This window comes from Pseudomonas sp. H3_E04 (genome assembly GCF_054668915.1).
In genome coordinates this window covers 972,419-992,096 of sequence record NZ_CP162797.1, presented here as the reverse complement: position 1 = coordinate 992,096, position 19,678 = coordinate 972,419, and the positions used below count along the sequence as shown (strand labels likewise).

Genomic DNA, 19,678 nt, shown 5'->3' with positions numbered 1-19,678 from the left:
GGCAGTGTTTATCCTGACGCGACGGTCAGCTTTTAGTTCAACCCGACTGCCATTTTGCGTTTGCAAACAAACTTTTTGCGCAGCGAAGCGTCCTCTTCTTAACTCTCCATAACAGCTGATCACAGCTAAGGACTGGCAATGACCTTTTTCATATTCCTTTTGGCCTGCGCGGCGGCGGCAACCACTGGCGTGATGTTCAAACCGGGCCCGTGGTACGAATCGCTGACCAAACCCTCTTTCACCCCGCCCAACTGGGCCTTTCCTGTGGCCTGGACGATTATCTACCTGCTGCTGGCCTGGGCCGGTTATCGCCTGAGCCTGATCCCCGGCAGCCAAACGGTGCTGGCCTTGTGGGCCGCGCAAATCGCCCTGAACACGCTGTGGACGCCGGTGTTCTTCGGCGCGCATCAGGTGCTGGCGGCGCTGGTGATTCTGGCGGTGCTGTGGGTGGTGGTCGCGGTGATGGTCGTGCTCGCCCTGCAACTGGACGTGGTCACCGGGCTGATTCTGTTCCCGTATCTGGCGTGGCTGTGCGTTGCGCTGGCGCTGAACTGCTCGATCCTGATGAAGAATCGCCTGTGAGCGATTTTCCATGGCCGCAAGGCGAGCGCGAACTGGCGCAGATTCGCGCGTTCAACAAAAAGCTCGCCTGGCTGCCGCGCTTCAAGGTGCGCAATCGAGTCACCCCACGGCTGATTCAGGCGTTGCTGCGGGCGGGTCAGATCGGCGGCGCTGGCAAGCTGCACCAACATGGGCTGACCGCCGAGCGGAAGATCATCGATACGGTGCCCGTGCGCATCATTCGCCCCAAGGGCAAAGCCAGAGGCGTGGTACTGGATTTCCACGGCGGCGGCTGGGTAATCGGCAATGCGCAGATGAACGACAACTTCAACATCGCCATCGTCAACACTTGCGACGTGGCGGTGGTGTCGGTGGATTATCGGCTGGCCGTGTCGACGCCAATCGAGGGCTTGCTGGAAGACTGTCTACGGGCCACTCGCGGCGTCTTGAGCGATGCTGAATTTGCCGGGCTGCCCGTAGTCGTCGTCGGTGAATCGGCTGGCGGCCATCTGGCGGCGGCTACCCTGCTCGCGCTCAAATCTTCGCCCGAAGTGCTGCAACGGATCTGCGGCGCCCTGCTGTATTACGGCGTCTACGACCTGACCGGCACACCCAGCGTGCGCACCGCGCCAGCCGATACGCTGGTGCTCGACGGCCCCGGCATGGTCGAAGCGTTGCGCCTGCTGACGCCGGATATCAGCGACGAACAACGCCGCCAGCCACCGCTGTCGCCGCTGTATGGCGATTACAGCGGGCAGCCCCAAGCGTTGCTGTTTGCCGGTGAGCTCGATCCGCTGCTGGATGACACGCGGCTGATCGCTGAGCGCTGGCGACACGCGGCGCCGGTGGAGATGTACGTGCTGCCAGAGTGTCCGCATGGCTTCATTCACTTCCCCACGGCCACTGCTGACCATGTGCTGGCTTACAGCAGGCAGTGGATTTCGGCACGAGTGGCGAGCTACTCAGTGAAGTCCGCCGAAATCAGCCCGGCACTTTCGTAGCTGCCGATCAACTCATCAAACAACGCAATATCCCCTCGGCTGCGCGCAATCAACTGCGCGCCAGCCACCGCCGCGTAAATCGCCCGCGCCCGCGCCTTGCAGCTGTCTTCGTCGGCAGATCCAGCAGCGATCAACACCTGGGTCAGCCACCCGATATTGACCTCTGCGAACTTCTTCACCTGGTCCTTCACCGGGTCTGGCAGATCCTGGTATTCGGCAGCCATGAAGCTGACCAAGCACAGCCGATTGCCGTTTTCCAGCGAGGTGCGAAAGATCGACGGGTACAATTTCAGGGATTGTTGCGGCTCGGGATTGGCCTCACGAATGTCATCCAGCGCCTTGGCCGCGTCTTGCCAGTAACGCTCGGCAACTGCCGCGCCGAGGTCGGCCTTGCTGGGAAAGTGGTAGTAGATGCTGGCGTTCTTGATGCCCACCACTTCGCCGATGCTACGGAAGTTGATGCCGTTGTAGCCGTGGGTCTGCGCCGCTGTTTTGGCGGCTTCCAGAATCGCTTCGCGTGCGTTCACGCTCATGTCTGTGTCCTCGATGGCCATCGATCAATGGGGCGGATTGTACCCGCGAAAGATTTACCTGCCAATTGGCAGGTAGGGGATTGACAACAATAAATTCTGGTCGCAATCTTTGCCTACCAACTGACAGGCAGGGACAACTGCAATGACCGCTACCTCTACTCACAACGATGCTCAATCCATTTGCGCCTTGAAAATCTACGACTGGTACAACGGCCCCTACCCGGCCCGCGTACGCATCGCCCTGGCGGAAAAATCGCTCTTGGCGCGCACCGAATTCGTCTCGGTAAATCTGTGGAAAGGCGAACACAAGAACCCCGAGTTCTTGCGCTTGAACTACTCCGGAACGCTGCCAGTGCTAGAGCTGGAAGACGGCACGCTGCTCGCCGAATGCACGGCCATCACGCAATACCTGGACGTACTCGACGGCAACCCCCTGCTCACCGGCCGCACACCGGTTGAGCAAGGACGTATCCACATGATGACCAAGCGTGCCGAGATTGAATTTCTCGATGCGGTGAGCGTGTATTTCCACCATGCAACCCCGGGACTTGGCCCGGAAGTGGAGCTGTACCAGAACGCCGAATGGGGCATGCGCATGCGGGACAAGGCTGTGCGCGGCATGCGCTATTTCGACAACTTGCTGCGTCATCAGCCGTTCGTGGCCGGCGCGAGTTTTTCCATGGCCGATATCGCCGTATTGGGCGGGATGATCTTCTCGGCGCTGGTTGAGTTGGAAGTCCCGGAAGACTGCACGGCACTGCGCGAATGGTACGCGCGCATGCAGCAACGTCCGAGTGTGCAGCAGTGGCGCGCGATGGTTGAGCGCGGCGAACCGTAAAACCAAGACCAAAAAAAGGCGCCCTCACCGGCGCCTTTTTTGTTTGCGCTGAACCCTGCGCGATCGTTCACCCCATGCCGATTGTGGCTCAAACCGTAAACAGTCTTTACCCGATCCGCGCCTGTTTCCCCCGCCAGCCGCCGCATAGAGTTCGCTCCAGCAGCACACTCAACTTCAGCAAAGGAAAATACCCATGAAAGTCTCAATGCTCGTCCTCGCACTCTTCGGCTTCAGCTCGGTGGTCATGGCTCAGGACTCGACTACCACGCCTCCCGTCGAGCAATACACCTACGCCAGTCACCTCGACGTCGCCAAAATCATCTCGGAAGATCCCGTGCCGGATGTCTGCGCCGTAGTGCCGGTGCACATGACTTATCAGGATTCCCAAGGCAAACAGCACATCATGCAATACGAGGTCATGGGCAGCGGCTGCAGCAACGGTTGATCAGGCCAATACCTCGCACACCCATTGCGTCTCAGAGTTGGCTCGCTGAGACGCAAATGCTTTTACCGCTTCAATCGACAAGCGCCTGAGCAGTGCTCGCCAACTGCGCGCCGACCCGACTTTTCAAGGTATCGATGAATCGCGTGATCTTCGCATCGACAAACTGGCGAGACGTGTAGACCGCATAAACATTGCGCTCGTAGGTGTGGTAATCAGGCAGTACCCGCACCAGCCTGCCGGCACGCAAATCGTCGATCGCCGTGAAGCCTGCCAACAGACCAATCCCCGCCCCTTCGCGAATGGCCACGGCCATTGCGTCCATATCGTTCACGCTGAAACTCGGCCCGCTCGGGATGAACGTCGCGTCGCCCGCCTTGCTTTTGAGCTGCCATTCATCGCGCACGTAATCCACGGTACCGAGCAGCAGGCATTGATGATCGCAAAGCTGCTCCGGCGTTTCGGGTGCTCCATGCCGCGCCAGGTATTGCGGGGAGGCCACCAGTACGCAGTGACTGATGCCGATCTTTTGGCTGACATACGCCGAATCCGGCAGCGTTCGCGCGATCAGAATGGACACGTCCAACTGATCCTCAAGCAGATTGGGCATGCGTTGGGAGAGCATCAAATCGACCGTCACTTCGGGGAACGCCTGGCGATATTCCAACACCGCGCCGGTCACCAATTGCCGGGCCAGTCCGGGCACGCAGTGCACGCGTAACGTCCCTCGTGGTTGCAAGGCGGCATTGCTCGCCTCGGCTTCGGCGCTTTCCAGCTCAGCGAGAATCTTCACGCAGCGTTCATAAAACCGCCGGCCCGCGTCGGTCACCGAGAGACGCCGGGTCGAGCGTTGCAACAGGCGGGTGTCGAGCACGTTTTCCAACGCCGAGACCGCACGCGATACGTTACCGACGGTGGAGTCGAGATGGTTGGCCACGGCAGTGAAACTGCCCATCTCGACTACCTTGATGTACACCGACATGTTTGAAAGTTTGTCCATCCTGATCGTCCTGTAGACCTGCCACTCACTGCGGATACGTCGGATGCTACACGCTCGCTCCTGCGCTCGATATTACCTTCTGGGACAACAATGATTCCCTCGCGGCCGGCTAAATCAAACGGCGCGCCTTCCATAGACTGGATTCCACGGGACGCCTGAACCACTGCGTACAAGGCGCCGAATGAATCCTCAACCATGAAGGCGACATCCATGAACACTCCTTACGATCCGCTCTATCTCTTCATCGGTGGTCAATGGCTCACCGCCCAAGACCGCGCGACCGCTGCGGTGGTCAACCCGGCGACCGGCGAGGAAATCGGCCAGGTGCCACTGGCCACCGCCGAAGACCTGGATCACGCCCTCGAAGTGGCCCGACTGAGCTTCGACCAATGGCGCCAGACCGTGCCGGACCAGCGCGCAAAAATCCTCAAGCGCGCCGCCGACCTGATCCTCGAACGCGCCCCGCACATCGCTGCGCAAATGACGCTGGAAGAAGGCAAGCCACTGCGCGAAAGCCTCGATGAAGTGACCCGTGCGGCGGAATATTTCGAGTGGTTCGCCGAAAGCGCACGACGCATCGACGGCCGTGTCGTACCGGCCAATCGTCCGGGTGTACTGCAACTGGTCAAACGCCAAGCCATCGGCCCCGTCGCAGCGTTCACACCGTGGAATTTCCCGGCCATCACCCCGGCGCGCAAGCTCTCGGCTGCACTGGCCGCCGGTTGCAGCGTGGTGCTCAAGCCCGGCGAGGAAAGCCCTTCCACCGCCCTGGCCCTGGCCCGGGCGCTGGACGATGCCGGCCTGCCGAAAGGCGTGCTGCAAGTGGTGTTCGGCGTGCCGGATCAAGTTTCAAGCCATCTGATTGCCTCACCGGTCATTCGCAAAGTGACGTTCACCGGTTCGGTGCCAATCGGTCGGCTGTTGTCGGCCCGCGCTGCCGAAGGCGTCAAGCCGATCACCCTGGAACTGGGTGGCCACGGCCCGGTTCTGGTGTTTGCCGACGCCGACATCGAAAAGGCTGCTGTGGAAGGCGTCGCCAATCGCTTTCGCGGCACCGGCCAAGTGTGCATTTCCTCGACTCGTTTCCTGATCCAGCGCGAGGCCTATGCCGAGTTCGTCGCGCACTTCGTCGCGGCCACCCAGGCGTTGAAAATCGGCGATGGCATGGATCCGCAAACCCAGGTCGGCCCTCTGGCCAACCCACGGCAACTGGCGAAGATGGAGCAACTGATCGCCGACGCCGTCGAGAAAGGCGCGCGGGTGCTGGCCGGTGGCGAAGCGTTGCCGGGCGCAGGCTTCTTCTTCCAGCCCACTGTTCTGGCCGATGTGCCGATGAGTGCGCGAATCATGCACGAAGAACCCTTTGGCCCCATCGCGATACTGATGCCTTTCGATGAACTGAGCGACGGGCTGCAAGAAGCCAACCGCCTGCCCTATGGCCTCTCGGCCTACGCGTTTACCTCCAATGCGCGCACCGCGATCGACGTGGCCGATGGCCTGGAAGCCGGAATGATCGGCATCAACCAGTACCGCATCGTCGCCACTGAGTTGCCGTTCGGCGGCATGAAGGAAAGCGGCCACGGTTCTGAAGGCGGCATCGAAGGCATCGAGCACTACCTCACCAACAAATTCATCAGCCAGGTTTAAGGGGATTTCCATGTCGACTATCGATTTCAGCAGCCCACGCGAAGCCGCCCGCGCCTTCACCCCGAAACTGGCGCAATTCGTTGACTCAACGCTGTACCCGCAGATCTGGAATGACCCCGCCTTGTCACCCCGCGAGCGCAGTCTGATCACTGTCGCTGCGCTGATTGCCGGCGGCCACTGCGAAGAATTACCCGCGCACCTGCGCCGCGCCGTCAGCAATGGCGTGAGCCATGAAGAGTTGTCGGCGGCGATCACTCACCTGGCCTTTTACGTCGGATTCCCGGGCGCCATCACGGCCTCGGCCATCGCCAATGCCACCCTTGCCGACACGGAGCAACGCTGAGATGAAAGCCATCAAGTTGAAAGAATTCGGTTCGGCAGAAGTGCTGCAACTGGGCGAAGCACCCGACCCTGAAGTGCGCCCGACCGATCTACTGGTGCGCGTCTACGCGGCCGGCGTGAACCGTGCTGACCTGACGCACCGAACCGGCGGCTACGGCCATGCGAACTTTGGTGACTCGCTGATCATCGGTCTGGAGATTGCCGGGGAAGTGCTCGAGACCGGCAGCGAGGTCAGCGGATTCGCCGTCGGCGACCGGGTGATGGGCGTGGTCGGCGGCGGTGCCTACGCCGAACTGGCGCGCATCGACTACCGCATGGCCATGCCGATTCCGGCGCAGCTCGACTATGTGCACGCAGCGGCGATTCCCGAAGTGTTCGTCACCGCCCACGAAGCGATGCTGCACCTGGCCCGACTCAAGTCAGGCGACTCAGTGCTGATTCATGCCGCCGCCGGTGGCGTCGGTTCCGCTGCCGTGCAACTGGCCTACGCCACAGGCGCCACGGTGTACGCGACCACCGAGGGCAGCAAGCTGTCACGTGTCGAACATCTGGGCGCCGATGTGGCGATCGACTACAAAACCGAGGATTTCGCCGCAGTCATCGCCGACAAAACCAACGGGCGCGGCGTCGACGTGATCATCGACTTCATCGGCGCACCCTACTTCGCCCGCAACATCGCCTCGCTGGCCCACGGCGGCCGCCTGGTGCAGGTCGGCATCCTTGGCGGCGGCGGCAAGGTCGACGTGGAGCTCGAGCACATCCTCTATCGACATCTGCAAATCATCGGCACGGTGATGAAGTCGCGCACCCAGCCGGAGAAGCACGCGATGATCCAGCGCTTTCGCGAACATTGGCTGGAGCGCTTCGCCGGCGCGGCGAGCCTGGAACCGGTGGTGGACAGTACCTTCGCGCTGTCGCGCGCAGCCGACGCGCATCGGCGGATGGAGTCTTCGCAGAATGTCGGGAAGATTATTCTGACGATGCAGCCGGAGGATTTGCGCTAAGACAGACGTAAGAAAGGCCAGTCAGTTGAGCTGACTGGCCTTGGTTTGTCTGACGTTTGCGCTGATCAGCCCACCTTGATCACCACCTTGCCAAACGCCCCCTTCGCCAGATGCTCATAGGCCTCGCGCGCCTGTTCGAACGGATACACATGGTCGATCACCGGGCGAATGTCGTGCTCGGCGAGGAACACGTTCATCCGGTCGAACGATGAACGCGGTGCCACCGCAATGCCGCGAATCGTGGTCTGGCGGAAGATCAGCGGCATCAGGTTCAGCTCGACGGTCTGCCCTGTCAGAAAGCCAATCTGCGCAATCCGCCCCGAGGCCTTGGTCGCTGCTACCGACTGATTGATGCCATTGCCTCCTGCCACATCGAGCAGCAGATCCACACCCTTGCCCTCGGTGAGTTTCAGCACCTCGTCCGCCCAGTTCGGCGTGCTGCGGTAGTTGATACCGGCGACCGCGCCCAGACGTTTTACCGCGTGCAGATTGTCATCGCTGCTTGAGGTTGCGATGACTTTGGCGCCCAGCGCGGTGGCGATCTGCACGGCGAAAATCGATACGCCGCCGGTGCCCTGCACCAACACGGTCTGGCCCGGTTGAATAGCGCCGAAATCCACCAGTGCGTACCACGCGGTCAGTGCGGCGATAGGCAGCGTCGCCGCCTGTTCATCGCTCATGTTGGCCGGCGCGCCGACGGCGCTGTCCTCGTGAATGATCATGTACTCGGCGAGGCCACCGGGCAGCGGTGAACCGAAGCAATAATCCGGCTCGTTCGGCCCCGGCTCGCCGTCAAGCCAGCGCGAGTACAGATGCGAATTGACCCGATCGCCAACCTTGAAACGAGTAACGCCGGCGCCGATTGCAACTACGGTACCGGCGGCATCGCTCACTGGAATCAGCGGTTTCGGCACCAGGTGCGGCTCGTAGATACCGTCAACGATGGCCTTGTCGCGGAAATTCAGCGAGACCGCGCCGACCTTGACCAACAGCTCGCCAGCCTTGGGTTGCGGCGTTTGCGTCTCGCCGAGTTGCAGATTGTCGAGCCCGAAATCTTTCAGTAACCACGCTTTCATGGTGAGTCTCCAAATGCGTTATTGGCTGCAAACCCTCAGCAGGTTTGCCTTGGGTCCATGATTGGCTTTTACTGCAGCGCAATAAATGCTTGGAAACAGATAGGATTGTTCTATTCTCAGGCAACAAATTCAGATACTGAGCTCAGCGGAAAAGCCATGGAATTACTGCAATCGATGCGCCTGTTCGCCCGACTGGCGGAACTGGGCAGCTTCACCAAAGCCGCTGAGTCGCTGGACATCGGCCGGCCGCAGGTCACTCGCTATATTCAGGAACTGGAAACATCGCTGGGCGTGCGCCTGTTCCAGCGCACTACGAGGAAAGTGGCACTCACCGCCGAGGGTGAACTTTTCTATCAGCGGGTCCAGGAAATTCTGGCCGAGATCACCGCCGCTACCACCATGTTCGATCGCACCGGAGCCACGCTGTCCGGCCGCCTGCGCATCGACATTCCCACCGCGTTCGCGCAGCTGGAATTCATCAAAAGCCTGCGCGAATTCACCGACACCTACCCCGGCATCGACATGGTACTGGGCGTCACCGATCGTGCGGTTGATCTGGTCGGCGAAGGCATCGACTGTGCGCTGCGCATCGGAGAGCTGCCCGACTCAACCCTGATTGCCCGCCCTATCGCCCTGGCGACCATGGTCACCTGCGCCGCGCCGGAGTATCTACGCGAGCACGGCACACCCGAAACGCTTGGAGATCTGGCGAACCATCAAGGCGTGAACTTTCTCTCGGGCCAGAACAACCGCACTCTGCCCTGGCAATTTTCAGTTGAGGGCAAACAGAAAACCTACGTCAGCCGCAAAGGCATTACCGTCACGGAGTCGAACGCCTACGTGCAGTGTGGCGTGTCGGGCTTCGGCATTATCCAGGCGCCGGGCATCGCGGTCGCCGAGCATCTGGCTAACGGAGCATTGGTAGAGATTCTGCAACCGCTGCGCCCGACGCCTCGGCCGGTATCGCTGCTGTACCCGAGCCGCACGCATTTGCCGGCGCAGGTGCAGGTGTTTATCGAATGGCTGCAGGTGCGGTTTGTGCAGTTGCATGGGGCGTGGGTGCAGAACTGAAGGCGGGCCTTCTCACTCCCAGCCGTGCGCTTCTTCGATAAAGTGCAGCACTGCACTGGAACGCTCATCGATGCGCGAAATCAGCGACAGCTCACTGACCATTTCCGCCTGATTCAGCGGGATGATGCGAATGCCCGGCATGCTCAACCGGGTGACTGCCTCAGGCACGATACTCAAGCCGATGCCCGCCGCCACCAGGCCCGGGATGCTCATCAGTGACGGCACATACATGATGTTCTCGGGATGCAGCTGGTTCTGCCGACACGCCTGTAGCGTATGCGAGGTCAGGCCGATGCCCGCGCTGTCCTGCAACAGCACGAATTTCTCGTGACGCAGTGTCGCCAACTCGCCGCTGAAGCGGTCCGCCAGTTCATGGTTGTCCGGGATCAGCAAGACCAGGCGTGACTGGCTGAAATGATGGGTACGCAGACGATCCGGCAAGTGATCCTTGAACACGCGGGCAAAGGCCAGATCGAGCTTGTGGTCGAGCAACATGTCGAACTGCGCGCGGATCCCGGCATCGACCAGCGACACTTTGACTTCGGGGAATGTGCTGAAGTAATGCCGCAGCAATTGCGGCAGGTTGGCTTCGAACAAAGCCGAGTGATAACCGATGTTGATCTCGCCGACCTCACCGCGCCGTGCACGTCGCGCGGCGGCCGTCGCCCGTTCACTGGCCTCTATCGACTGCCGCGCGTGTGGCAGGAACGCCTCGCCGGCGGCCGTCAACACGACGCTACGGTTTTCCCGGCGGAACAATGCCAGCCCCAGCTCGGCCTCCAGCGTACGCATCAATTGGCTGAGCGCCGGTTGCGCGATGTCCAATTGTTCGGCTGCCCGGCTGAAATGCTGAAGCTCGGCGGCGACCACAAAGGCCTTGAGATGACGCAATTCCATTTCAATGATCCATAAGGCTGGCTTATCTATTTATCGTAATTTCGATAATTATTCTCTAGGCCGGATGGGCTACTGTCTACTGACTTCGACGATCTGCCCAGGCCAGCGCTGGCCAGAATCGTACGGGGACCCCGTAACCATAAAAATAATGACGAGCCCCCCAATGAGCACAACCAGTCACGAGACTCATGATTTGCGCATGCCTCGCAAAGCGGTGACCGCTGCGACCATCGGCACTGCGCTGGAATGGTTTGACTTCACCCTCTACGGTGCGGTGTCGGCAACTATCCTGCCCAAGCTGTTTTTTCCTGCCATGGAACCGACCGCCGGGCTGCTGGCATCGTTGGCCACGTTCGGCGTCGGACTTGCCGCCCGCCCCCTGGGCGCGATTACCTGTGGCTACCTCGGCGACAAATTGGGCCGTCGCAACCTGATGCTCGCCACGGTTACCCTGATGGGCCTGGCGTCGGTGCTGATGGGCTTGTTGCCCACCTATGCACAGGTGGGGATTCTCGCGCCGATTCTGTTGGTGCTGCTGCGCATCATCCAGGGCTTCGCGCTCGGCGGTGAATCCACCGGGGCGCAACTGATGGCGCTGGAACATGCCACTCGTGATCGTCGCGGTCGCTATTCCGGGTTGCTCGGTCTGTGTTCACCGCTGAGTCAGATATTGGCCAACGGCGTGCTGATGGGCCTGGCTGCCACCCTCTCCAGCGAACAGTTTGAAAGTTTCGGCTGGCGGATTCCATTCCTGCTCAGCTTCGTGCTGGTTATCGTCGCGATCTATATCCGCCTGAAGGTCGATGAAACCCCCGCCTTCGTTGCCTTGAAGAAAAACCCCGTCAAGCAGGAAAAAAGCCCGCTCAAATCGGCCATGGGCAGCCACTACAAAACCATCCTGCGTTTGATGCTGTTTTTCTGCTCGCCCGCTGCGCTGTTCTACCTGATTGTGATTTTTTCCCTCAGCTACCTGACCAAGCATCTCGGCTTCAGTCAGTCGACGGGTTTCATGTCGCTGATGGTCGCCAACCTGTTCGCGATTGTCGGAGCGTTGGCCGGCGGCTACCTTTCTGATCGCTGGGGACGCAAAAAAGCGCTGGCGTTCGGCTCGTGCATGACCTTGTTGATCCTGTTCGTCTACTTCCCGATTCTCAACACGCTGAACGTTGCCGCCATCATGGCAATCATGGGCCTGTTCCTCGGCTTCACTCAGTTTCAAAGCGGCATCCAGCCAGTGGCGTTTGCTGAAGCCTTTCCCACCCAGGTGCGCTATTCCGGCTCGGCCCTCGCCTATACCGGCGCCAACCTGGTGATCGGCGGCCCCATGCCGATGATTGCCGTGTGGCTGATGAGCCAGTCCAACAATTCACCATGGCCCTTGGTGACGCTGTGCGCGGTGATCAATCTGATTTCGCTGGCGATGATCCTGATCGGTCCCGAAACCCGGGGCGTCGACCTGAACGCCGTGACGCCAGACAACGCCGACGCAACGGCCACATCGCCTTTCTCTCCAAATAACGCTGCAGGACGACCATGAACCGCACTGTCTTTATTCTCAACGGCCCGAATCTGAATCTATTGGGCCGCCGTGAACCGCATATCTACGGGCACACCACTCTTGAGCAAATTCGTCTGAGCAGTGAGCAACTGGCCGGGGAACTTGATCTGCACTGCGTGTTTCGCCAGACCAACCACGAAGGCGTGATGGTCGATTGGATTCAGGAAGCCTTTGATCAAGGCGCCGCAGTGATCATCAACCCGGCCGGCCTGTCATTTCATTCCATCCCGGTGCTCGATGCGCTGAAGTTGCTCAGCACACCGCTGATCGAACTGCATCTGTCGAACATCCACGCACGGGATGAATTGCATCGCCACTCGATCATGTCCGGGGTGGTCAATGCTGTGATCTGTGGCATGGGCGCCGACGGTTATGCGCTGGCGATACGTGCGGTCGACAACTTGTTGCGTCGGTAAAAAGCTCGGTGGGCTCGTTCAGAGAACTCTAACGGGCCCCACTTTCTTTGACTGATTCCACATCAATCTGACCGGACTCACCCAGGGCACGATATTGATTGCGCAGTTTTCTAAGCTCGCGCGCTTCCATTTTCTCCAGACCCAGGCTGGCATTCTGGGCTTCTTTTGTGGCGCGTATCAGTTCATCGATCTTCAAATGCAAAATGTCGTTGTCCCGGTTCTGCGTATTTTGAATGAGGAACACCATCAGGAAAGTAATGATCGTCGTCGAGGTGTTGATGATCAGTTGCCAAGTGTCGTTGTAATGAAAATATGGCCCGGTTCCCGCCCACGCAACGATCAGAAGGATTGCCGTCAGAAAGGTTTTGGGGCTGCCTGCCCAATTGGAGAGTGCCTGGCAAAAGCGTGCGAATTTCATCTGGATACCTCTAGATAGACTCATGCACTTGACCTCGCCCATCACTGAAATACTTAGTCACATTTCCAACCGTTCGTCGTGACTGTCGTTTTATCGCCAGCACCTCATAAACAGAATCAGGCAAATCGCCAACAGTATCCGCCTAACGCCGACAGCGCCCTGCCCCCTAATCTGAACCCATGCAGAACACACCACTGCAACGGGTTAACCAGAGACTGATCTGAACGACCCGGACCTCAATCCCGATTTGACCGGAGTCACCGCCATGAAAACTGTAAGCCAACTGATCGCCGTCGCCACTTTCGCCCTCAGCGCCAGTGCATTCGCCGTACCGAGCAATCAGGAAGATCGCTTCTTCACCCAGGTCAGCGAACCACAGCAAACCGTTGCAGCCGACGGTTCGCAACGTACGCCCCAAGGCCCGGCCATCGCTGCCGACGGCTCAGACCGCACCCCACTGGGTGAGGCCCTGGCCGCTGATGGATCCGACCGCACACCGGGTCGTCGCGCAGCCTAAGCGCGTAATACTGAGACCAGAAAAGTCCTGCGGGTTTGAGACCTGCAGGACTTTTCCGCCTTCTGGGGGCCAACGCTGAACAACTGATCCAGAACCTTATTGATAGGAACAGGCAATACTCGGATCCGATCCGGCATCGCCCACCAGCGCGTTCCGCCCTAGCATGGCCTCTCCAATTGCCTGCAAGAGTACTGATCCATGAAGACCCTTTTCATCACCGGTGTCAGCAGCGGCTTTGGCCAGGCTCTGGCCAAAGAAGCGCTCGCTCGAGGTCACAGGATTATCGGCACAGTGCGCAGTGAATCCGCGCTGGCAGCTTTCGAAGCGCTGTCGCCCGAGCGTGCGCATGGGGTGCTGCTGGACGTTACCGATTTCGATGCCATCGATGGGGTGGTTGCTGCGGTGGAAGATCGTCACGGCCCGGTGGACGTGCTGGTCAACAACGCAGGTTATGGCCATGAGGGGATTTTCGAAGAGTCGTCACTGGAGGAAATGCGCCGCCAGTTCGATGTCAACGTGTTTGGCGCAGTGGCGGTGACCAAGGCTTTCGTACCGTATTTCCGCCAGCGCCGTGCGGGGCATATCCTCAATATCACCTCGATGGGCGGCCATATCACCATGCCCGGGATCGCGTATTACTGCGGCAGCAAATTTGCGCTTGAGGGGATCTCCGACACCTTGAGCAAGGAGCTTGCGCCCTTCAATATTTTTGTCACCGCTGTGGCGCCGGGATCGTTTCGCACCGACTGGGCAGGCCGCTCGATGCAGCGCACGCCGCGTAGCATCAGTGATTACGACGCAAGCTTCGATCCGGTGCGCAAGACCCGGGAGGAGAAAAGCGGCCGTCAGCTGGGCGATCCGCTGAAAGCTGCACGGGCCATGCTGACGATAATCGACAGTCCAAACCCTCCGGCTCACTTGCTGCTTGGCAGTGATGCTCTGGCCCTGGTGCGTGACAAGTTGCAGCAGACGGCGGAGAGTATTGAGCAATGGCAAGCGCTCAGCCGCTCGACGGATGGCTGAGCAACGCGGAGAACCTAAATGCCGAAACCGAAAGACCCGATCACGGCACGCATGGTCCGGTTGATGAGCCAGCTCGCCCCGCTGGAGGGTTACAACCTGAGCCCGCTGGAGGACGTGCGTTTCCTGCGCTCCAACCGCCCGCTGACACGCACGCCGGTGCTGTACGAACCGGGCATCGTGATCCTTTGTCAGGGGCGTAAACGCGGTTATCTCGGCGATGAAGTCTACGTCTACGACGCTCAGCACTATCTGGTGGTGTCGGTGCCGGTGCCCTTCACCATGGAAACCGACGCCAGCGAAGCCGAGCCAATGCTCGCGGTGTACGTGCGTCTGGATTTCGCCTTGGCCGGCGAGCTGATTCAGCAGGTCGATGAACTGTGGAATTTCCCCAGATCCCAACCGATGGGCATGTACGCCTCGCCGCTCGACGAACCGCTACGCCAATCGACCTTGCGTTTTCTCGAAGTGATGAACAACGATGCCGACGCGCGAATCCTCGGCCCGGCGATGCTGCGCGAGCTCTACTACCGTATCCTCACCGGCGAACAAGGCGGCACCCTGCGCGCCGCCATCGCCCAACAGGGCCAGTTCGGCAAAGTGACCCGCGCCATCCACAAGATCCACAGTTGCTATCACCAGCATCTCGACGTAGAAACCCTGGCCGATGAAGCGCAGATGAGCGTGCCGAATTTTCATCTGCACTTTCGCAAGGTTACCGATTCCTCGCCGATGCAGTATCTCAAGTCGACGCGGCTGCACCAGGCGCGATTGCTGATGCTGCGTAACGATCTGACTGCGGCAAAAACTGCATTTCTGGTCGGCTACGAAAGCGCCTCGCAATTCAGCCGCGACTTCAAACGCCTCTTCGGCCGCACCCCGCTAGCGGAAGTTGCGTGGATGAAACAGGCCTATGCGCTGCCGGCACCGACGACTGCTTCGCCGTTTGTGTCGTCGCACTGACTTCACCCGCGTCTTGAACACACACAAATCCACATTGAAGGGAAGAACGTGAATCTGAGAGCTGAGATCGAAAACGCATTTGGACCCCAGGCATTCGCCCGTCCGCTTTTCTATTCCTGGCCCGGAGGATTGCGTTTCGAACTCTCCGAAACGGGCGGAATGATCGAGCAATTCCTGACCGCTATGCGCAAATCCATAACCATCTGCGGCGACATTTTCCAAGGGGACGCATCGTTTGCCGCATGCCTGCGCATTCATTCCGGTCGCAATCGATTCGCCCACCGCAGCACTCTTCGCGCCCTTAAATCTGCTGGCATCGATACTCCATCAGCGCTGTGCATCTGGAGCGAAGAAATAGATAACGAGGAATGGTTCAGTGAGGAAGAGCCGGAATATTGGGTCAACGTCGCCTTCGAAGCGTCTGTCGCGAGCATTCAAGCATTACTCTGGTGCGCATTGGCCAAGGACTTCGGTGCTATCCAACCGCGTGCGAACTGTGCTGTCTACCTGTTCAATCTGCCCAAGCGAGTCATGGTCTTTCCCTATGACGACAGAGGCATGGACGTGGTTGGAGCCAACGCCGAACTACTTTTGCAGCTTTATCAACGACATCATGCCTGGTTGCTCGACCATGACCGGGCAGCGATGGAAGCCACATTCGGCAGGCTTAAACGTTAGGTGAACGCTATCGTTTCAACTTCTTCGCCATGATGATCGTGCGCTCCGTCTGATGAAACTCATCTCTGATTTTCTTGAAGCCGAGGGAAGCATAGAAGCCTTCTGCGGTGACTGAAGAAGGAACGCGCAGCAGATTGAAACCTGTGTCCATGGCGAGTGATTGAATGCTCTTCATCAGCTGTCTTCCGACACCCATTCCTTGAAAGCCCGGGTCGACAAAAACGCTTCGAACAACGTCTCGATCGAGACTTGCCGTTGCGACGATTTGGCTGTCGAGCGTAGCGACCAGCACCTGACGCTCAGTCAAAAAACGAAGGATCTTCGAGGGCGAAAAACTTTCAATCACTCGATCAATGATTTCGGGAGGATAGTCGCGGGCATTGCTCTCACGGAGCGTCTTGATGATCGTTTCACTGATAGCCGATGCATCCGCATCTCTCGCGATGTGAATTTGAATATCCACCCAGTAGCTCCTTGCTTGTCAGTTCCGTGTACAGCACTTATCGCAGCAAATTCCCCATCCGCATAGTGCTTGCCCCCTTCTGTGTTTCCTCGCCCAATCACACAGGTCAGCCACCTGCATCAGGATGGGATCATGAACACCACGGCCATTCCCGAAGGCTTCACTCCATTCACCCGCAGCAGTCCGTTGCTGGATCTGCTCGGCCCGATCTACGCCAGAGGCCACGGCCTACAATTGGAACTGGGTTTACTGACCGACTCCCGCCACGCCAATGGTCGCGGCACTTTGCATGGCGGTGTATTGGCGACATTGGCGGATGTGGGGATGGGCTACGCCATGGCCTTCTCCAGCGATCCGCCGCAGCCGTTGATCACGGCGAGCATGACCCTGGATTATCTCGGTGCGGTGCAAATCAACGAATGGCTCGAAGTGCGTCTTGAACACTCCAAAAAGGGACGTCAACTGGCGTTTGCTGGCGTCAGTCTGCACGTCGGAGAGCGAACGGTTGCGCGCGCCAGTGCCGTGTTCGCGGTGCCGCTGAGCTGAAGCGCGAAACCTCAGTCTGACGCTTCAGGATCGTCCCGCGCCGGCACAGGGATTTGCCACGAGGGTTTCTTGCCGGTCTGGCTATCGAACGTGCGTCGCGCTTCGCGGAAACCCTCGACGTTTTCCACCACCCAAGTCCAGATCGGCGACATCCGCACCAGCAATCCCATCCCCAATGGCGTCAGTTCGTACTCGACGTGCGGCGGCACCTGGTCGAGCTCGCGCCGGGTCAGCAGGCCGTCGCGTTCAAGCGCACGCAGGGTTTTGGTCAACATGCGTTGAGTCACGCCGGTCATCTGCCGTTTGATCTCGGCGTGACGCATGGTGCCGTAGACACCCAAGGCATGCAGGATGCCCAAAGACCAGCGACTGCCGGCGTGTGCAAGCACTTCGCGGCGCACGCCATCATCGTCTCGTCTGAGCGTCTGGCAGATCGCTTCTGCCTCACTGAGCGCTTGCTGATCAGTCATTTCTTCACCTGGTATCACGCGTGTGCCTTCTTCTGAGTGCTGCCCGATCGTGCCAGCATTTGCCGATCTTACATGCAGATCTGAGGAGACATCATGACCGAATCGAACCACCCTTCCGCGCAATCCATTCTCGTCCTGGGCGCAGGCGAGCTCGGCCTGCCGGTTTTGCGCAACCTTGCACGAGCAGCAAAGCGCTCGCCCGGCAGCACGATCAGCGTCCTGCTCAGGGCCTCGACGATCAACAGTCAGGTGCCGGAAAAGAAAGCCGGAATCGATGAACTGCGCAGTCTCGGCGTGCAGATGGTGGCGGCAGATCTGGTCAACGATTCAATCGACGAACTGGCCGAAGTCTTCGCACCGTTCGATACCGTCATTGGCTGCGCCGGCATGGTCGCTGGTCGCGAGACGCCGATGAAGCTGGCGACCGCCGCGCTCAAGTCCGGCATCAAACGCTACTTTCCCTGGCAGTTTGGCGTGGATTTCGAGGTGATCGGCCGGGGCAGTCCGCAGGATCTGTTCGACAGTCAGCTCGACGTGCGCGAACTGCTGCGCGCGCAGGACAAAACCGAATGGGTGATCATCTCGACCGGCATGTTTACCAGCTTCCTGTTTGAGCCAGTATTTGAAGTCGTTGATTTCGACAACGACACCGTTAACGCCCTGGGCAGCCTGGACACCAGCGTGACGCTCACGACTCCGGACGACATCGGCAAGCTGACCGCAGAAATCGTTTTCTTCGAACCGCGTTTTCGCAACGAGATCGTGTACCTCTCGGGTGACACGCTGACCTATGGACAGGTCGCGGGCCTTCTCGAACGCGTGCTCGGACGCCCCTTCAAGCGTAACGTCTGGACAGTGCCGCACCTGATGCAGGAACTGGAAAAAGACCCCACTCACCACATCAAAAAATACCGCGCTGTATTCGCCCAAGGCCGAGGTGTGGCGTGGCCTATAGCGGGCACGTTCAATGAGCAGCGGGCGATTCAGGTCACGACGGCTGAGCAGTGGGCACGGGAGAAACTTGGGTTGTCTGAATCATGTAAAGCTTAATAGCATGTGGCCACTTTTCGGTATCATCTGCTTTTGAAAAGTCCGATGGTATCCAGGAGCAGTACATGTACGGGAATGGCAGATTTGGCTTGACGCTTTTGGCTGGAGCATTGGCACTGAGCGGTTGTACTTCACTGTTTCAGGGTAAACAGTATCAATTTCCCCGACAGGATGAGCCGTCTGCGACGGTCAGGCTTAAATATGAAAGCGGCACTAATCTCGACGCGATGACCTTCAACGAATCGGGATGTTACGCGGGCTTCACGCCTTTGCCCTATACCGAGGGTTTTATCCAATCGCCGGTAGCTGCCGACAAAGAGCTGGTTTTGACTTACCGGCAAACAGTTGGTGGAAAGTTTTGCCAGATACCCTTCTCTTTCACCCCTCAGGCTGGGGCCAGCTATACGTTGAAGTCGGGCTACTGGACTGAACCCAAGGCTGGCCTTCTCCCGATCTTCACCTTCAATCAACAATACTGCGGCCTGGGCGTAGTCAAAAAAATCGGATCTCAGGAAAGCATCGAACCCATCAAGCAACTGCGTATCAAAACCGCTTTTGCATGCCTCAGATTCGTCGAGTGAAAACAACGATCTGTCTCGCTCGGCGCCCAGTAAAGAACATCCGGGTCCATCATTCTGCGGTGGCCCTTTGTAACTAGGAGCCGACACAATACTTCGCTGGCGACCGTTTACTGGCTGGAAACACCTTGGCGCTTGGCATATTCCTGCGAGAGGCTCTGGGCGGTTTGTTGAGCATATTCAATACAGGGTTCAATTCTGCTTCGCACTCGAATCTCCTCGATAGCGGCTATATACGCACTCTCGGTCAGGCACTTTTCAACCAGGGCGCTTGCGAGCGGCAAAGACACTGCTGGCAACGCCGGAATAAATTCCCGGACAAAATCGGCAGCACTGGCAAGCCGGTTGGCATCGGTTGCAAAGGCCCACTCGCGCAGACTCACGTCATGCAGGTTGCCGCCTTGATCCCAGCCGTCGGCAAAACGGTCTGTTTTTCCGCAAGCGCCCAGCACGCCGCAAACCACTAAGACTAGCAATCCATTCAGCGTTTTCACAAACATCGGTACTCACTGTATTCAGACTGAAAATGAAGAGCTGCAAATGATAGCAATATGATTGCATTTGCATGCAAAGAATCAGATCCGATGAA

At 59.0% G+C, this 19,678-nt stretch carries 25 protein-coding genes; 17 read left to right on the top strand and 8 right to left on the bottom strand.

Translation table 11 applies throughout. The annotated features are described in order from the left end of the window. Positions 1 to 138 precede the first annotated feature (138 nt). A complete protein-coding gene (gene tspO, locus AB4N53_RS04635; RefSeq protein WP_039758892.1) occupies positions 139 to 582 on the top strand; it encodes a tryptophan-rich sensory protein TspO in 444 nt (147 codons plus the stop codon). After that, positions 579 to 1,562 carry an alpha/beta hydrolase fold domain-containing protein gene (locus tag AB4N53_RS04630; protein WP_460118570.1) on the top strand — a complete coding sequence of 328 codons (984 nt, stop codon included), beginning with the start codon at positions 579 to 581 and terminating at the stop codon, positions 1,560 to 1,562. Before tspO ends, AB4N53_RS04630 begins: the two co-directional genes overlap by 4 nt. Here AB4N53_RS04630 and AB4N53_RS04625 read toward each other — a convergent pair. Then, positions 1,520 to 2,095 (bottom strand): TetR/AcrR family transcriptional regulator, encoded by a 576-nt coding sequence (locus AB4N53_RS04625; protein ID WP_460118568.1) that lies wholly within the window; start codon positions 2,093 to 2,095, stop codon positions 1,520 to 1,522. The two genes, AB4N53_RS04630 and AB4N53_RS04625, sit on opposite strands and share 43 nt — an antisense overlap. A gap of 142 nt (positions 2,096 to 2,237) precedes the next feature. On the opposite strand from AB4N53_RS04625, the gene AB4N53_RS04620 reads away from it, so the two are divergent. After that, the gene (locus AB4N53_RS04620) at positions 2,238 to 2,933 is read left to right on the top strand and encodes a glutathione S-transferase (protein WP_460118566.1); all 696 of its coding nucleotides are present in this window, start codon (positions 2,238 to 2,240) and stop codon (positions 2,931 to 2,933) included. Between the two features lie 193 nt (positions 2,934 to 3,126). Continuing rightward, on the top strand, positions 3,127 to 3,378 hold the full coding sequence (locus AB4N53_RS04615) for a DUF2790 domain-containing protein (protein WP_460118564.1): 252 nt from the start codon (positions 3,127 to 3,129) through the stop codon (positions 3,376 to 3,378). Positions 3,379 to 3,448: 70 nt separating this feature from the next. Here the strand turns inward: AB4N53_RS04615 and AB4N53_RS04610 are convergent, their stop codons facing one another. After that, a complete protein-coding gene (locus AB4N53_RS04610) occupies positions 3,449 to 4,375 on the bottom strand; it encodes a LysR family transcriptional regulator (protein WP_460118562.1) in 927 nt (308 codons plus the stop codon). Positions 4,376 to 4,585: 210 nt separating this feature from the next. Here AB4N53_RS04610 and AB4N53_RS04605 point away from each other — a divergent pair, with 210 nt between their 5' ends. From AB4N53_RS04605 to AB4N53_RS04595, 3 genes are read left to right on the top strand one after another with little or no spacing between them, the layout of a single operon-like run. Beyond that, positions 4,586 to 6,022, top strand: coding sequence for an NAD-dependent succinate-semialdehyde dehydrogenase (locus AB4N53_RS04605; RefSeq protein WP_460118560.1), 1,437 nt, complete (start codon positions 4,586 to 4,588; stop codon positions 6,020 to 6,022). A gap of 10 nt (positions 6,023 to 6,032) precedes the next feature. Then, a complete protein-coding gene (locus AB4N53_RS04600) occupies positions 6,033 to 6,365 on the top strand; it encodes a carboxymuconolactone decarboxylase family protein (protein WP_460118558.1) in 333 nt (110 codons plus the stop codon). Between the two features lies 1 nt (position 6,366). Continuing rightward, the gene (locus AB4N53_RS04595) at positions 6,367 to 7,368 is read left to right on the top strand and encodes an NAD(P)H-quinone oxidoreductase (protein ID WP_460118556.1); all 1,002 of its coding nucleotides are present in this window, start codon (positions 6,367 to 6,369) and stop codon (positions 7,366 to 7,368) included. A 65-nt stretch (positions 7,369 to 7,433) separates the two neighbouring features. Here AB4N53_RS04595 and AB4N53_RS04590 read toward each other — a convergent pair whose 3' ends face one another. Continuing rightward, entirely contained in the window at positions 7,434 to 8,444 is a 1,011-nt protein-coding gene (locus AB4N53_RS04590) for a zinc-dependent alcohol dehydrogenase family protein (protein ID WP_460118554.1), read from the bottom strand. A 156-nt stretch (positions 8,445 to 8,600) separates the two neighbouring features. On the opposite strand from AB4N53_RS04590, the gene AB4N53_RS04585 reads away from it, so the two are divergent. Further along, a complete protein-coding gene (locus AB4N53_RS04585) occupies positions 8,601 to 9,515 on the top strand; it encodes a LysR family transcriptional regulator (protein ID WP_460118552.1) in 915 nt (304 codons plus the stop codon). 12 nt (positions 9,516 to 9,527) lie between these two features. Here the strand turns inward: AB4N53_RS04585 and AB4N53_RS04580 are convergent, their stop codons facing one another. After that, the gene (locus AB4N53_RS04580) at positions 9,528 to 10,412 is read right to left on the bottom strand and encodes a LysR family transcriptional regulator (protein WP_460118550.1); all 885 of its coding nucleotides are present in this window, start codon (positions 10,410 to 10,412) and stop codon (positions 9,528 to 9,530) included. Between the two features lie 163 nt (positions 10,413 to 10,575). Between AB4N53_RS04580 and AB4N53_RS04575 the strand changes: the two genes are divergently transcribed. Together AB4N53_RS04575 and AB4N53_RS04570 are read left to right on the top strand one after the other, a co-directional pair. Further along, on the top strand, positions 10,576 to 11,949 hold the full coding sequence (locus AB4N53_RS04575; RefSeq protein WP_460118548.1) for an MFS transporter: 1,374 nt from the start codon (positions 10,576 to 10,578) through the stop codon (positions 11,947 to 11,949). Continuing rightward, positions 11,946 to 12,386 (top strand): type II 3-dehydroquinate dehydratase, encoded by a 441-nt coding sequence (locus AB4N53_RS04570; RefSeq protein ID WP_460118546.1) that lies wholly within the window; start codon positions 11,946 to 11,948, stop codon positions 12,384 to 12,386. The genes AB4N53_RS04575 and AB4N53_RS04570 overlap by 4 nt, the downstream gene beginning before the upstream one ends. 28 nt (positions 12,387 to 12,414) lie before the next feature. Here AB4N53_RS04570 and AB4N53_RS04565 read toward each other — a convergent pair whose 3' ends face one another. Then, the gene (locus AB4N53_RS04565) at positions 12,415 to 12,804 is read right to left on the bottom strand and encodes a low affinity iron permease family protein (protein ID WP_460118544.1); all 390 of its coding nucleotides are present in this window, start codon (positions 12,802 to 12,804) and stop codon (positions 12,415 to 12,417) included. A gap of 265 nt (positions 12,805 to 13,069) precedes the next feature. Here AB4N53_RS04565 and AB4N53_RS04560 point away from each other — a divergent pair, with 265 nt between their 5' ends. The 4 genes from AB4N53_RS04560 to AB4N53_RS04545 all read left to right on the top strand — a co-directional run bounded on the left by AB4N53_RS04560 (position 13,070) and on the right by AB4N53_RS04545 (position 15,982). Beyond that, a complete protein-coding gene (locus tag AB4N53_RS04560; RefSeq protein WP_460118542.1) occupies positions 13,070 to 13,321 on the top strand; it encodes a hypothetical protein in 252 nt (83 codons plus the stop codon). A gap of 198 nt (positions 13,322 to 13,519) precedes the next feature. Further along, positions 13,520 to 14,344, top strand: coding sequence for an oxidoreductase (locus tag AB4N53_RS04555; RefSeq protein WP_460118540.1), 825 nt, complete (start codon positions 13,520 to 13,522; stop codon positions 14,342 to 14,344). 18 nt (positions 14,345 to 14,362) lie between these two features. Next, positions 14,363 to 15,304: an AraC family transcriptional regulator gene (locus tag AB4N53_RS04550; protein WP_460118538.1), complete on the top strand. Its 942-nt coding sequence runs from the start codon at positions 14,363 to 14,365 to the stop codon at positions 15,302 to 15,304. A 48-nt stretch (positions 15,305 to 15,352) separates the two neighbouring features. Beyond that, on the top strand, positions 15,353 to 15,982 hold the full coding sequence (locus tag AB4N53_RS04545) for a DUF3885 domain-containing protein (protein ID WP_460118536.1): 630 nt from the start codon (positions 15,353 to 15,355) through the stop codon (positions 15,980 to 15,982). A gap of 7 nt (positions 15,983 to 15,989) precedes the next feature. On the opposite strand, the gene AB4N53_RS04540 is transcribed toward AB4N53_RS04545, so the two are convergent. Next, on the bottom strand, positions 15,990 to 16,445 hold the full coding sequence (locus AB4N53_RS04540) for an N-acetyltransferase family protein (RefSeq protein WP_460118534.1): 456 nt from the start codon (positions 16,443 to 16,445) through the stop codon (positions 15,990 to 15,992). Between the two features lie 132 nt (positions 16,446 to 16,577). On the opposite strand from AB4N53_RS04540, the gene AB4N53_RS04535 reads away from it, so the two are divergent. Then, the gene (locus AB4N53_RS04535) at positions 16,578 to 16,991 is read left to right on the top strand and encodes a PaaI family thioesterase (RefSeq protein WP_130888041.1); all 414 of its coding nucleotides are present in this window, start codon (positions 16,578 to 16,580) and stop codon (positions 16,989 to 16,991) included. Between the two features lie 11 nt (positions 16,992 to 17,002). Here AB4N53_RS04535 and AB4N53_RS04530 read toward each other — a convergent pair whose 3' ends face one another. After that, positions 17,003 to 17,461 (bottom strand): winged helix-turn-helix transcriptional regulator, encoded by a 459-nt coding sequence (locus AB4N53_RS04530; RefSeq protein ID WP_460118532.1) that lies wholly within the window; start codon positions 17,459 to 17,461, stop codon positions 17,003 to 17,005. A 93-nt stretch (positions 17,462 to 17,554) separates the two neighbouring features. Here AB4N53_RS04530 and AB4N53_RS04525 point away from each other — a divergent pair, with 93 nt between their 5' ends. Together AB4N53_RS04525 and AB4N53_RS04520 are read left to right on the top strand one after the other, a co-directional pair. Beyond that, the gene (locus AB4N53_RS04525) at positions 17,555 to 18,511 is read left to right on the top strand and encodes an aromatic alcohol reductase (RefSeq protein WP_460118530.1); all 957 of its coding nucleotides are present in this window, start codon (positions 17,555 to 17,557) and stop codon (positions 18,509 to 18,511) included. Between the two features lie 65 nt (positions 18,512 to 18,576). Next, on the top strand, positions 18,577 to 19,092 hold the full coding sequence (locus AB4N53_RS04520; RefSeq protein ID WP_460118528.1) for a hypothetical protein: 516 nt from the start codon (positions 18,577 to 18,579) through the stop codon (positions 19,090 to 19,092). A 107-nt stretch (positions 19,093 to 19,199) separates the two neighbouring features. Here AB4N53_RS04520 and AB4N53_RS04515 read toward each other — a convergent pair whose 3' ends face one another. Beyond that, positions 19,200 to 19,589 carry a hypothetical protein gene (locus AB4N53_RS04515; RefSeq protein WP_460118526.1) on the bottom strand — a complete coding sequence of 130 codons (390 nt, stop codon included), beginning with the start codon at positions 19,587 to 19,589 and terminating at the stop codon, positions 19,200 to 19,202. Between the last annotated feature and the right edge of the window lie 89 nt (positions 19,590 to 19,678).